The organism is Silvania confinis, assembly GCF_025564085.1.
GTDB lineage: Bacteria > Pseudomonadota > Gammaproteobacteria > Enterobacterales > Enterobacteriaceae > Enterobacter > Enterobacter confinis.
On sequence record NZ_JAMGZJ010000078.1, the window covers coordinates 939,916 to 952,674 of the forward strand.

A 12,759-nucleotide genomic window follows, 5' to 3' on the forward strand; every position below is an offset into this window, starting at 1 on the left:
AATCGTGGATTAAAAACCGCGTCTGCTGGTCGCAAAATCGCGAGCAGACGCCGTGTCTGACTGTACGTTAAAGCAACAGCGACTTGTTTAGCCTTTATTTATCTTCGCCATGCTAGCTTGATAATGATCCGCAACCTGGTACGGAATGCCCGGTTCGTAGATATCAAAATACAAATCTATCCATGCAAGCATTTACCGCCAGTTTCTGGCGGTTTTTTTTTGCCCCTCTGCAGCATCATGAATTTTTTTCAACACAGATGAATTTTTCTCGTTTGCCCCCGTCGCGTCGCTGTGACATCTTTTTAGACATTCAGCCATCCAGATGGCTAAAACTTCAAATAATGAATTATCACTGTTGGCAATTACCTGGCGGCAGTTAAAGGAGATCAACATGCAGCGACAACACGCCCCGAACCGCGCCGATGTGGTAGGCAGTTTCTTACGTCCCGACGCCATCAAGCAGGCACGAGTGAAGTTTGCCAGCGGCGAGATCGACGCGCGCCAGCTGCGTGCGGTAGAAGACGAGGCGATTCGTCATGTGGTTGAACAGCAGTGCGCCTGCGGCCTGCAGGTGGTGACCGATGGTGAATTCCGTCGCGCCTGGTGGCACTTCGATTTCTTCGACGGGCTGCAGGGCGTGGAGCGCTACGACTCTAATCAAGGTATCCAGTTCAACGGCGTTCAGACCAAAGCCCACGGCGTGCGCGTGACAGGCAAGCTGGGGTTCGGCAGCCACCCGATGCTGGACGACTTCCGCTATCTGCAAAGTATCAGCGGTAGCGCGCAGGCGAAGATGACCATTCCAAGCCCGAGCGTGTTGCATTTCCGCGGTGGACGCAAAGATATTGATGCGACGGTCTATCCTGAGCTGGATGCCTACTTCGACGACCTGGCGCAAACCTGGCGCGATGCGATCCACGCCTTCTACGCAGCGGGTTGCCGCAATTTACAGCTGGACGATACCGTCTGGGCGTATCTGTGCTCGGACGATCAGCGCCGCCAGATCCGCGAGCGTGGCGATGACCCGGACCAGCTGGCGCGCACCTATGCTCAGGTGCTGAATAAGGCGCTGGCAGACAAGCCGGACGATCTGACGGTCGGGCTGCATGTCTGTCGCGGTAACTTCCGTTCAACCTGGATTTCCGAAGGGGGTTACGAGCCGGTGGCCGAGATCCTGTTTGGCAGCGTCAACGTGGATGCCTTTTTCCTGGAATACGACAACGATCGCAGCGGGGATTTCGCCCCGTTACGCTTTGTGCGTCCGGGCAAACAGCAGGTGGTGCTGGGCCTGATCACCACCAAAAGCGGCGAGCTGGAAAACCCGGAAGGGGTAAAAGCCCGTCTGGAAGAGGCGGCGAAGTATGTGGCGAAAGCGCAAATCTGCCTGAGCCCACAGTGCGGTTTTGCCTCCACCGAAGAGGGCAACAGCCTGACGGAAGCCCAGCAGTGGGACAAAGTTCGTCTGGTGGCGCAAATCGCCAACGAAGTGTGGTAACAGGCTTGTTTTACGATATGTTATAATATAACATCCTCGCTCTCTAAAACGGAGTGAGGATGTTATTTTGGCTGGACATATTGGTAAATTTGCAATGACTCTGGGGGCGCTAGTGGTCAGCGTCCAGGCGTTCGCTCATTCCCACGGTCATCAGATGACCGAAGCGGAACAACAAGCGGCGAACGGCGTGTTCGACGATAAAGACGTCAAGGATCGGCCATTGTCCGACTGGGATGGCGTCTGGCAATCGGTGTATCCGTTTTTGCTGAGCGGTGATTTGGATCCGGTCTTTAAAAAGAAGGCCGAGAAGGATAAGCGTCAATCGTTTGAAGAAGTAAAAGCCTATTACCGCACGGGCTACGCCACCGATGTCGAAACCATTGGCATCGAGAATAACGCTATGGAATTCCACGTCGGTAAAACCGTGAGCAGCTGCCAGTATGATTACAGTGGCTACAAAATCCTGACCTACACCTCCGGCAAGAAGGGCGTTCGCTACCTGTTCGAATGTAAAGACGCCAGCAGCAAAGCGCCTAAATTCGTCCAGTTCAGCGACCACACCATCGGCCCGCGCGCCTCGGCGCATTTCCATATCTTTATGGGCAACACCTCGCATGAGGCGCTGTTAAAAGAGATGGATAACTGGCCAACCTATTACCCTAACGAAATGTATAAGAAGCAGGTCGTTGAGGAGATGCTGCACCATTGATTTCGGTGCAGCCTGTGCGCCGGGTAGGCGAAACCGCCACCCGGCGTTACCGCTACGCTAATTTAGGTGCATCCACCCAGCCTTTTACGCTCATCCCGCGCAGGATCATCAGCCACGCCACCACGATGGCCACCATCATAATCACAAACAGCGACCAGTGTGGGAGATGGGTCAATATCAGCCCGGTGATCATCGGGTTAAATGCGGCTCCCAGCCAGCCCAGCGCCTGGGCGGAGAAGTAGCTCGCTTTCATGCCCGGCGGGGCGATGTTGTCGATCAGCATATATTCGCCCGGAGCATAGATTATCTCGCCGATGGTAAACACCGCTGCGGCGATCCCCCAGTAGACCAGGTTACTGCCTGAGAACATAAAGCCCCCCAATCCGAGCACGAAAAACAGGGTGCCGAGCGCCATCAGTGGGCGAATATTGCGCGCCGACAGCTTGCGGCCAATGATGTACTGGAGCGATACCACCATCGCCGCATTCACCGGCAGCACCACGGCAACCACGTTCTGCGCAAAATCGCTGTCGAAATCGGCGGCCAGCACATACTGGGAGATACAGCTGGCAAAGGATCCGCCGACGTACGAAGCCAGCAGCCCGGAAAGCGTATACCAGAACAGCGCCCGATCGCGCAGCAGCACCGACGGTTGCCACGGCACAGGGGGATGTTCACTCTCGGCGGCGAGCCCTTTTTGCACATAGCGTTGAATCAACACCAGCGGCAGTGCGGCACAGAAGGCCGCCACCCAGAACGGCAGCTGCAGACTGTACATCACCAGTAGGGTGCTTAATGGCGGCCCGATGGTCCAGCCGATGTTCAGAAAACTGTAGTTAAGCGAGAAAATCCGCGCCTTTTCCGCCGGGTTTAACACATCAGCAAACCAGGCTTTCAGTACGGTGGAAAAGATCGAATAGGCGCAGTTAATCAGCGAAAAGGCGAGCACCACCAGCACCACGTTATCCACCAGCGGGATCGCCGCAAAGCCCAGCGCGACCGCTGTAATGGCGAGCAGCATGTAACGATTTTTATCGAATTTGTCGGCCAGAATGCCAAATCCCAGGCTAAATACCACCCCAATGGTCAGCGCCACCGACAGCGCGTAGCCAATATTCTCCACGCTCATGTTATAGACGCGCGTCAGGTAGATGGTCATAAATGGCAGCGTTGCGCCGCGCCCGATGGTGAGTAATAACGATGAAGCTAACAGCGCTGTGGTTGAGCGCCTGAGTGATGCATTCATTTTCCTGCCCGACATTGTGTAAATTTTTTGTTATGTATTATCAGGATTATCACGCCATAAGTGGCTTGTATAGCACCTAATTTATCCGTAAGTGCTTCCACTGGCTGCCAGAATTAATGATCTGTTCGTCAGGGATTTTTTTCGTTACCTTGAACAGTCTTTACAAAAACTGAATAAACAGGGGCAGGTATGACGCGCAAAGACGGGCTACTGGCGTTGCTGGTGGTGGTGGTATGGGGACTGAATTTTGTGGTGATCAAAGTCGGGCTGCACAATATGCCCCCGCTGATGCTGGCCGGTTTACGCTTTTTGCTGGTGGCCTTCCCGGCGCTGTTTTTTGTTGCCCGACCTCAGATCCCGTTTCGTCTGCTGCTGGGCTACGGCCTGACCATCAGTTTCGGCCAGTTTGCCTTTCTGTTCAGCGCCATTAACTTTGGCATGCCTGCGGGTCTGGCCTCGCTGGTGCTGCAGGCGCAGGCCTTTTTCACCATCCTACTCGGCGCGGTGGCGTTTGGGGAACGTCTGCAGGGCAAGCAGCTGGCGGGGATCACACTGGCGGTTGTGGGTGTGCTGGTATTGGTCGAGGCCAGCCTCAACGGGCAACACGTTGGGCTGCTGGGCTTTATGTTGACCCTGGCGGCAGCGTTCAGCTGGGCCTGCGGCAACATCTTCAACAAAAAAATTATGCAGCTGGAATCGCGTCCGCCGGTGATGTCGCTGGTGGTGTGGAGCGCGCTGATCCCGATTGTGCCGTTTATAGCCGCTTCGTGGCTGATGGATGGCCCGTCGGTGATGTGGCAAAGCCTGGTCGCCATCGATCTGACCACCATTCTGTCGCTTTTCTACCTGGCGTTTGTGGCAACGATTATTGGCTACGGTATCTGGGGCTCGCTGCTGGGTCGCTACGAAACCTGGCGGGTGGCGCCGCTGTCGCTGCTGGTGCCGGTGGTGGGTATCGCCAGTGCGGCGTTGCTACTGGGTGAAACGCTGGGTGCGCTACAGCTGCTGGGTGCGCTGCTGGTGATGGCCGGGCTGTATATTAATGTCTTTGGTTTGCGGCGGCTGTGGACGGCGCGGGCGAAAAGTTAAAAAAAAGCCCCGCACAGGCGGGGCAAAACAAATTAAGAGCGCTGGTTGTAATACGGCACGCCTAATTCGTCGGATTTGTCGCTGCCAGCGCCCATATGGTTAAAATCATGGGGCGACTGACCGTTGGCCGTTGGCAGGAACGACGCTTCGCGGCTGGTCTGCTGCGTTGCGTTCAGGGTTTGCTCCGCAAAACTCGGGCCAGAGAATAGCACCAGAGCGGTGAGGGCGGCGGAGGCGAAAAGTTTCATAATTTCCTCGATACGTCTTAATACAGGCGTTTAGCAGTTACAGTGGTTGATAGGGAGTAGATAACGAGATTCACCGCGCATATTGGTGATGCGATATTTATGCGGTGGAACGTCGAAATAGTTCTTGAACGTGCGGGTCAGGGTCTGTTGCGATTCAAACCCGTAACGCTCAGCCAGATACAGGATCGGCTCGTTACTTTCCTTCAACTTCTGTGCGATTTCAGTCAATTTACGGCTGCGGATGTACTGACCTAATGAATGACCGGTCTCTTTTTTAAACATCCGTTGCAGGTGCCATTTTGAGTAACCAGAACGCTCGGACACTTTCTCAAGTGACAGCGGGGATTCCAGGTTATCTTCGATCCAGCCCAAAATGCTATGAATAGTGATGGCGTCAGTATTGCGTCTGGACATCGTCATACCTCTTTCTGTTTACGGCAGGATTTTCTTAAGCAAGTGCTCAAGCGTTGCCACTTCATCCGCCGCTAAGTTTTTTGTTAGTTCCTGGTGCAGCTTATGCCCGACTAATTGATGACATTGTTCACATACGGCTGCGCCGTCACTGGTCAACTGCACCAGCACGCCGCGCTTGTCATTCGGATTAGGGCGTCGTTCAATCCATCCCTTACAGACCAGACGATCCATCATGCGCGTCAGCGCACCCAGATCGACAGATAAGATTTTCTTGAGCTCACCCGGCGTGATACAGCCTTCGCAGCGCACGGAACACAGCACTTTGAACTGAGTTGCGGTGATATCCAGCGGAGACAGATAGTCGTTGAGCAGGCGATCTTTTTTCTGGTTAACCATATAGATCAGGCGCCCCAGCGGAATAATTTCGTTGAAGAGGTCACTGGAGCTTGTCACGATGGTTGCCCTGGCAAGTAGTTTAGTTGCGGTGGATATTATTGCTCAGGCAACTATAAGTCAACTGAATGCATAAGCTTATGACACGTTTTGCTAAAACGATTCAGATGCTGTTTTTGCCCTCTTCAGGGCTTCTTGCATAACCAGGAATGATTGATAACGGGTCGCAAATATTACTTACGATGTGCGCGTGGCCGATCCGGCGTTTTTCACCGTATACTTGCCAGGTTGAATTTTGCATAAGGACGATGACGTAACATGGTGGATTTATTCAAAGCACTGGGTCTTGGGCTGGTGGTTTTACTGCCGCTGGCAAACCCGTTAACGACGGTTGCACTGTTTCTGGGGCTGGCCGGTGACATGAACCGGGAGGAACGTAACCAGCAGTCTTTAATGGCTTCTGTTTACGTTTTTGCGATCATGATGGTGGCGTATTACGCCGGACAGCTGGTTATGAATACCTTCGGGATCTCCATTCCCGGCCTGCGTATCGCCGGGGGGCTGATCGTGGCCTTTATCGGTTTCAGGATGCTGTTCCCGGCACCTAAGGCGCACGAACCTGCGGATAAAAACGCGCTTGAGGACCAGCAGGACAAACCGTCGCCTAATATCGCGTTTGTGCCGCTGGCGATGCCGAGTACCGCCGGGCCGGGTACAATTGCGATGATCATCAGCTCCGCCTCCACGGTACGTACCGGCTCGACCTTCCCGGACTGGGTAGTGATGGTGGCGCCGCCGCTGATTTTCGCCCTTATCGGGCTGATTCTGTGGGGATGTTTGCGCAGTTCTGGCGCGATTATGCGCTGGGTGGGCAAAGACGGTATCGAAGCGATCTCCCGTCTGATGGGCTTCCTGCTGGTTTGTATGGGCGTGCAGTTTATCATTAACGGCGTACTGGAAATTATCCAGACCTATCCGTAATCGCGTGCCGGGTGGCGCAATACCACCCGGCCACCGCGTTAAACGTTTTGTGGCTGTTCTTCGAGGGTGACAGGCCATTTACGGAAGATCAGCACCGACCAGATCAAGGCCGCCAGCGCCGGTATCGCCCCCAGATAACCAATCGACTCCATCGACAGATGCAGGCTGATCTGATTCCCCAGCAGTGCTCCCGCGCCAATCCCCAAATTGAAGATCCCGGAAAAGAGCGACATCGCCACGTCGGTGGCATCAGGTGCCAGCGCCAGCACTTTCACCTGCATGCCGAGGCCGATAATCATGATAGCCACGCCCCAGACGATGCTGAGGATGGCCAGATGGGTTTCGCTGCCCGACGCAGGCAGCAGCAACAGCAAACACGCCAGCAGCAGGCCGATGGCGCTGCTCACCAGCAATGAGGCGTGGCGGTTGCCGAGCTTACCAAACAGCATGCTGCCGATGATCCCCGCGCCGCCCAACAGCAACAGCAGCACAGTCGCGAATGAGGCGCTAAAGCCAGCGATGGTCTGCACAAACGGCTCGATATAGCTGTAGGCGGTGTAGTGCGCGGTGACCACGACGACTGTCAGCAGATACAGGCTCATCAGCGCCGGACGGCGGAACAGCACCGGCAGGCTTTTCAGTGAGCCAGAGTGTTCGCTCGGTAATTTTGGCAGCAGTTTGATCAGGCACAGCAGGGTGATCAGCGCCCCAAGACCGATGATAAAGAAGGTGCTCCGCCAGCCAAAATACTGCCCGACGATGCGCCCCAGCGGCAGGCCAAGCACCATCGCCAGCGCAGTCCCGGTCGCCAGCAGGCTCAGGGCCTGCGCGCGTTTCCCGGCCGGGGCCAGGCGGATCGCCAGCGAGGCGGTAATCGACCAGAAGATGGCGTGCGCAAAGGCAATCCCGATCCGGCTTATCACCAGCACCTGGAAGTTCCACGCCAGGAACGACAGCACGTGGCTGGCAATAAACAGCACAAACAACCCGATCAGTAGCTTGCGGCGCTCGACCTGGCGGGTGAGCAGCATAAACGGCAGCGACAGTAAGGCCACCACCCAGGCGTAGATGGTCAGCATAATACCCACCTGCGCGGTTTCCATCTGGAAACTGGCCGCAATGTCGGAGAGCAGGCCAACGGGCACAAATTCAGTGGTGTTGAAGATAAACGCGGCAATGGCGAGCGTCACCACCCGTAGCCACGCCACCCGGCGGGAAACTGTGTTGGTTGTCATAAGCGAATCTGGATAAAGGAGAAGAGGGCGATCTTAAAACCATCACTGCTGAAAATACAATCGCTTTGTGATCTGGATCGCAAAAACTCTCTGGTCAGCATCGTAGTAAATCCGATCGGTTTCATTGAATATAAAACGCGACACAATAAAAACAGAGGTAAGACAATGCAAAAAATTGAATTTTATCTGATCGATGCGTTTAGCGATCGCGCGTTTGGTGGGAACCCGGCTGCCGTTTGTCCCCTTGAGGACTGGCTGCCGGACGAGACGTTGTTAAAAATGGCACAGCAGCATAATCAATCCGAAACCGCCTTTTTTGTGCGTACTGATACGGGCTTTGAACTGCGCTGGTTTACCACTCAGCACGAAATCAACCTGTGCGGGCACGCCACGCTCGCCAGTGCGCACGTGATTTTTGAGTATCTCGACTATCCGCAGACCGAGATTGTCTTCTCCACCCGTTTTGTCGGCGACCTGACGGTGACCCGTCAAGGCGACTGGCTGACGCTTAACTTCCCGGCCTGGGGCTGCGAGGCGGTCGACAACCCGCCGGAGCTGCTGTTCAGCACGCTGGGGATCGCTGGGGCGAAAGAGGTGCGGGCAGGGCGTGACTACATGGTGGTACTGGAAAACCAGCAGCAGGTTGAGGCGCTGACTCCAGACATCAACGCCATGATGCCGCTGGGCAAAATGGTCTGCGTGACCGCGCCGGGAGATAAAGATGACTTTGTCAGCCGCTTTTTCTGCCCGGGTGAAGGGGTGGCGGAAGATCCGGTTACCGGGTCCGCCCACAGCATGCTGATCCCGTACTGGAGCGAGAAGTTGGGTAAAACCCGGATGCAGGCGCGGCAGGTCTCCGCCCGTGGCGGGGATCTGCGCTGCGAGCTGAAGGGCGATCGCGTGCTGATCGGCGGGCAAGCGACGCTGTATCTGAAAGGCACCGTGTTCCTGCGAAAATAAAAGCAAAACGGCACCGCCAGGGGCCGTTTTTAGTCTTTTCTCCCTCTCCCGTGGGAGAGGCCGGGGTGGGGGCATCAGGCCGCACATCACCCCAGCGGCATTGCCCGGCGGCGCTGCGCTTGCACGGGCCTACAAAACCAAACGTAGGCCGGGTCAGGCGGAGCCGCCACCCGGCGCAAGCAGACCGCACCCATCACCCCAACGACGCCCCGCCGCACAGCACCAGCTCCTGTCCGGTGATCGGCGCGGCCTCGGCGCTCAGCAAGTAGTTAACCATCGCGGCCACTTCCTGCGGGGCGATCAGCCTGCCCATCGGCGGCACTTTCGGCGGTGAGGTTTCCCGGCCTGGAGCACTTAACATCGGGGTTTGCGTTGCCCCTGGAGCCACCACGTTGGCGGTGATCCCGCGTGGAGCCAGTTCAGCGGCCCAGCTGCGCATCATCCCCACCAGCGCCGCTTTGGTCGCCACATACTGCGAGCGCCCGGCGGCACCCCGTGAGGTGCGGCTGCCGATCGCCACCAGCCTTCCGCCCGCCTGCATCCGTGGCGCAAAGTGGTTAAACAACTGTTCGGCAGCGTGAATGTGCAGCCCCCACAGGCGGGCGCTGACGTTCGGGTCCAGCTCGCCGAGCGGGGCTGCTGCCATCATCCCGGCGGCATGCACAATCGCCTGCGGCACCGGGAGTGTTGCCAGCGCCGCATTAAACGTGACGTTGTCACTCAAATCCACGCTCAGGCTGGTAAAGTGTGGATGGGCGCAGTCCATCTCGCGGCGGCTTAAGCCTGTCACCTGCCAGCCTTCAGCGAGCAGGCGGGTGACAATGGCTTCGCCAATCCCCGAGCTGGCTCCGGTGACGATCGCATGGCGCATATCACACCTCCAGCAGCGCGCGCGGCACTTTGAATACCGCTTTGCGCACCGTCATCGGTTGATCAACTGCGCACAGCGCCTGATGCGGCTCGCCGGGGAAGAAAATGGCAAAATCCCCGCGGCCCAGCCGGATGCTCACCGGATGCACGGCTTCAGATGCAATCCAGAGATCGGGTTTTCGCTCCTCATCGCCGGTCTGAGCCAGCGACTGCATGCCCGCGCGGATTGTCTCATCGCCTACCAGCACCACCTGAATATCAGCCCATAAATGGTGATACTCGGTATGGCGCTGAGCCTCGGGTTGGGTCTGCGCCGGGCCGATATGGCAGAACCACGGGCAGTCTTCTGGCTGCCAGCGTCCGTCGTCCCTGGCAGACAACGCCGCCAGAGAGCAGTCGGGGCGATCGAGGATCTGCCGCAGCGCCGGGGGCAGCCCTGCCAGCGGCAGGGCATTCAGATGGCCGATAATCACCGTTGCACCTCCTTCACCCACTCGGGCGTTACGCGCACATACTTGATCGCCTGGCGGAAGTAGGTGTAGGCGATATGCAACGACCCGTCGGCTCCCTGTTTGATGCTTGGGTAGGAGAATTCGCGGTTCAGCTTCTCCAGCGAATTGTTGGTCATGCAATAGCCGTCGCCCTCGTCGAGGTTGCGCTGCCATTGCCAGCTTTTGCCGCCGTCGGCGGAGATGGCTACCGTCATCGGCGCGCGCGGTGCGCCCCAGAAGGCCGCGCGGCCATCACCCACGTCCGGCTCTTTACGCCCGTCGCCGTCGTCGATTTCGTCATACAGCGAGGCGCGGCGCTCCAGCGCACCTGCGGCACTCATGTGATTAAACACCAGCGCCAGCTCGCCGCTGGCAAGGGTGGTTACCTGAATCGACGAGTTGTTATTCGGCAACGCAGTAGGTTCCGGCACCGACCAGCTTTCGCCGTTATCCAGCGACTGGCTGATATAAATATTGTCCGCCCAGCGGCTGCGATACAGCGCCACCAGCTGGCCATTGTTCAGGGCGGTGATGTTCATGTGCACGCAGCCCAGGCTCTGTGGCACCGCGACGTCGCGCCAGCTGTTACCCTGGTCTTCGGAGATTTTGACTGCGCTGATGTCGTCGTTGCCGACCCATTTTTCGCCCGGCTGGGTGCGGCAATAGAACACCGGCAGCAGCCAGTTGCCGTTGTCCAGCACCACGATCGGCTGGCGAATAAAGGTGCCGGGGTTATCCAGCAAGGTGGCGATTTCGCCCCAGCTGTGGCCCAGATCCGTCGACTGTCGATAGCGCACGATAGCGGTATCCTGGTTGCCGGAGAGCTGGGCGGTCCACAGCAGCCACAGCACGTTATCCGGGGCGAGGAACAGGACCGGATTCTGCTCGGAGCGGCTGGCGTCGTCCGACAGCTTTACCGCTTCGCTCCACTGGTTGCTGCCGGGGGCCAGGCGCGAGCCCCACACAGAGATATCGGCAATCCCTTCCTGGGTGCCGCCAAACCAGACGCACATCAGCGCGCCATCCGGCAGGGGCAGCAGGTTCGCAGCGTGATTCTGCGGGCAGGAGGAGGGCAGCATCGCCGTTTCCACGCGGGCATCCTGCGGCTGCGGGCGAACAATCCCGTCACGGGTTACGGTTACAGACATATCAGACTCCATTATGTTGAACTGGGGCAGGCACTTTGCGATCCGCTTTATTGGGGATCAAACGGTCAAGGGCCATAATCACCGCCGGGGTGATCAGCGCGATATACATATTGTTAATGCCAAACGGATCGCCCAGCAGATACCAGACTGAGGTCACGACGCAGGCGCCAATCAGGCCAGCGTTCGCCCCACGGGTGCTCTTGAAGAACGGGGCGTAGAACGCAATCACCGCCACGACCGTAATCGACAGACGAATGGCGCGGGTGAAGAACGACAGTTTCAGCACTTCAGGGACCAGCAGCACGAAGATCAGCGGCAGGAAGCCAATCAACAGTGATATCCAGCGGGTGGCTTTAAATTCCTGCTCCGGGGTTGGGTTGCGGTACGGTACGTAGAAATCTTTCACCACCAGCGAGGCGATGGCCAGCGCCACGGTACTGACGCTAACAAAAATCGAGGCAACCAGTGACGTTGTCACTAAACCAGCCAGCCACGGGTTCATGTCCTGCAGGAAGATCGGCATCGCGTACAGGCTGTTGATCTCCGGGTGCAGATACTTCGCCGCTACGCCAATCACTGCAATTGCCAGCCCAATCGGCAGGCAGAAGAAGAACGCCACCCAGGTCGAGCGTTTAGCCGACTTCACGTCTTTGGTGGACGAAATCGCCTGAATCACAAACTGCGTACAGAAGATCGAGCCGATGGTGCCGATCAGCCAGGCAACGATAGTGGTCGCGCCAATGTTGCCATCCCAGGTCCAGTAGTACGACGGCATCTGTTCAATCATCGGGGTAAAACCGCCGGTTTTCGACAGGGCGAAGCCCATGATCACCAGAATACCGAAGTACTTCAGGGCGCTGTGCAGCAGTGTCACCCAGGCCACCCCCTTCATGCCCCCAAAGGCGAAGTAGAAGGTACTGACAATCGCGGTAATAAACGCCGCCACCGGCAGGTTAACCTTCAGCACCGTGGAGATCGCCGCCGCACCGGACACATAGTTACCGACGTTCACCAGTAGCAGGGCGTAAATCATGATGATTGAGATAATGTTTTTGGTGCTGGTGCCGTACTTCTCGGCAATCGCGCCGGAGATAGTGATTTTGCCGGTGCTGTAGATGCGTTTCACCAGCAACAGGCCAAACAGCGGGAAGCCAATGGCCGCGCCGATCACCGACCACGATGCGGCAAAGCCACTTTCAAAGGCCGCCTGGGCGGTGCCGATGGTGGATTTGGCACCGATGTATTCAGACATCAGCAGGATCCCGACGATAAACGCCGGCATCGCCCGGGAGCCCTCCATAAAATCGCCGGAGTTTTTACTGCGCAACCGGAAGGTCAGCCAGGTGGTAAAAATAATGTAGACAATGACAATGCCTACGATGATGAGGGTATCTTCAGCGGTAAAGTTGTTCATCTTTGCCTCTCTCAGGGCGTATGAATCCTGGGCGCCTGCGGCACCCGAATTCTTATGGACGAAATC

The 12,759-nt window shown here is 57.1% G+C and carries 14 protein-coding genes; 5 read left to right on the forward strand and 9 right to left on the reverse strand.

Annotated features, from left to right (window positions below; all coding sequences use genetic code 11):
* The first annotated feature begins 391 nt into the window (after positions 1-391).
* Complete coding sequence (locus tag M8013_RS22475) at positions 392-1,495, forward strand: cobalamin-independent methionine synthase II family protein (protein ID WP_271269961.1); 1,104 nt, start codon at positions 392-394, stop codon at positions 1,493-1,495.
* 67 nt (positions 1,496-1,562) lie between these two features.
* Complete coding sequence (zinT, locus tag M8013_RS22480; RefSeq protein WP_271269962.1) at positions 1,563-2,204, forward strand: metal-binding protein ZinT; 642 nt, start codon at positions 1,563-1,565, stop codon at positions 2,202-2,204.
* Positions 2,205-2,256: 52 nt separating this feature from the next.
* Here zinT and ydeE read toward each other — a convergent pair whose 3' ends face one another.
* Entirely contained in the window at positions 2,257-3,450 is a 1,194-nt protein-coding gene (ydeE, locus tag M8013_RS22485) for an efflux MFS transporter YdeE (RefSeq protein WP_271269963.1), read from the reverse strand.
* Between the two features lie 189 nt (positions 3,451-3,639).
* Here ydeE and eamA point away from each other — a divergent pair, with 189 nt between their 5' ends.
* On the forward strand, positions 3,640-4,539 hold the full coding sequence (gene eamA / locus M8013_RS22490; protein WP_271269964.1) for an O-acetylserine/cysteine exporter: 900 nt from the start codon (positions 3,640-3,642) through the stop codon (positions 4,537-4,539).
* Positions 4,540-4,571: 32 nt separating this feature from the next.
* On the opposite strand, the gene marB is transcribed toward eamA, so the two are convergent.
* The 3 genes from marB to marR are packed head-to-tail and all read right to left on the reverse strand — an operon-like array spanning position 4,572 to position 5,654.
* A complete protein-coding gene (marB, locus tag M8013_RS22495) occupies positions 4,572-4,787 on the reverse strand; it encodes a multiple antibiotic resistance protein MarB (protein WP_271269965.1) in 216 nt (71 codons plus the stop codon).
* A gap of 30 nt (positions 4,788-4,817) precedes the next feature.
* Positions 4,818-5,201, reverse strand: coding sequence for an MDR efflux pump AcrAB transcriptional activator MarA (gene marA / locus M8013_RS22500; protein WP_072250842.1), 384 nt, complete (start codon positions 5,199-5,201; stop codon positions 4,818-4,820).
* Between the two features lie 18 nt (positions 5,202-5,219).
* Complete coding sequence (gene marR, locus M8013_RS22505; RefSeq protein ID WP_271269966.1) at positions 5,220-5,654, reverse strand: multiple antibiotic resistance transcriptional regulator MarR; 435 nt, start codon at positions 5,652-5,654, stop codon at positions 5,220-5,222.
* A gap of 258 nt (positions 5,655-5,912) precedes the next feature.
* Here marR and M8013_RS22510 point away from each other — a divergent pair, with 258 nt between their 5' ends.
* Positions 5,913-6,575, forward strand: a complete 663-nt coding sequence (locus M8013_RS22510) for a MarC family NAAT transporter (protein ID WP_271269967.1) — start codon at positions 5,913-5,915, stop codon at positions 6,573-6,575.
* Positions 6,576-6,613: 38 nt separating this feature from the next.
* Here M8013_RS22510 and M8013_RS22515 read toward each other — a convergent pair whose 3' ends face one another.
* Positions 6,614-7,810, reverse strand: coding sequence for a sugar transporter (locus M8013_RS22515; protein ID WP_271269968.1), 1,197 nt, complete (start codon positions 7,808-7,810; stop codon positions 6,614-6,616).
* Between the two features lie 165 nt (positions 7,811-7,975).
* Between M8013_RS22515 and M8013_RS22520 the strand changes: the two genes are divergently transcribed.
* Positions 7,976-8,770 (forward strand): PhzF family phenazine biosynthesis protein, encoded by a 795-nt coding sequence (locus M8013_RS22520; protein WP_271269969.1) that lies wholly within the window; start codon positions 7,976-7,978, stop codon positions 8,768-8,770.
* A gap of 193 nt (positions 8,771-8,963) precedes the next feature.
* Here the strand turns inward: M8013_RS22520 and M8013_RS22525 are convergent, their stop codons facing one another.
* Genes M8013_RS22525 through M8013_RS22540 form a run of 4 tightly spaced genes read right to left on the reverse strand, consistent with a single transcriptional unit; the run spans position 8,964 to position 12,693 of the window.
* On the reverse strand, positions 8,964-9,641 hold the full coding sequence (locus M8013_RS22525) for an SDR family NAD(P)-dependent oxidoreductase (protein ID WP_271269970.1): 678 nt from the start codon (positions 9,639-9,641) through the stop codon (positions 8,964-8,966).
* A 1-nt stretch (position 9,642) separates the two neighbouring features.
* Positions 9,643-10,113, reverse strand: coding sequence for a NanQ anomerase/TabA/YiaL family protein (locus tag M8013_RS22530; protein ID WP_271269971.1), 471 nt, complete (start codon positions 10,111-10,113; stop codon positions 9,643-9,645).
* Positions 10,110-11,279, reverse strand: a complete 1,170-nt coding sequence (locus tag M8013_RS22535) for a sialidase family protein (RefSeq protein WP_271269972.1) — start codon at positions 11,277-11,279, stop codon at positions 10,110-10,112. Before M8013_RS22535 ends, M8013_RS22530 begins: the two co-directional genes overlap by 4 nt.
* Position 11,280: 1 nt before the next feature.
* Complete coding sequence (locus M8013_RS22540; protein ID WP_271269973.1) at positions 11,281-12,693, reverse strand: sodium:solute symporter family protein; 1,413 nt, start codon at positions 12,691-12,693, stop codon at positions 11,281-11,283.
* Positions 12,694-12,759: the final 66 nt, after the last annotated feature.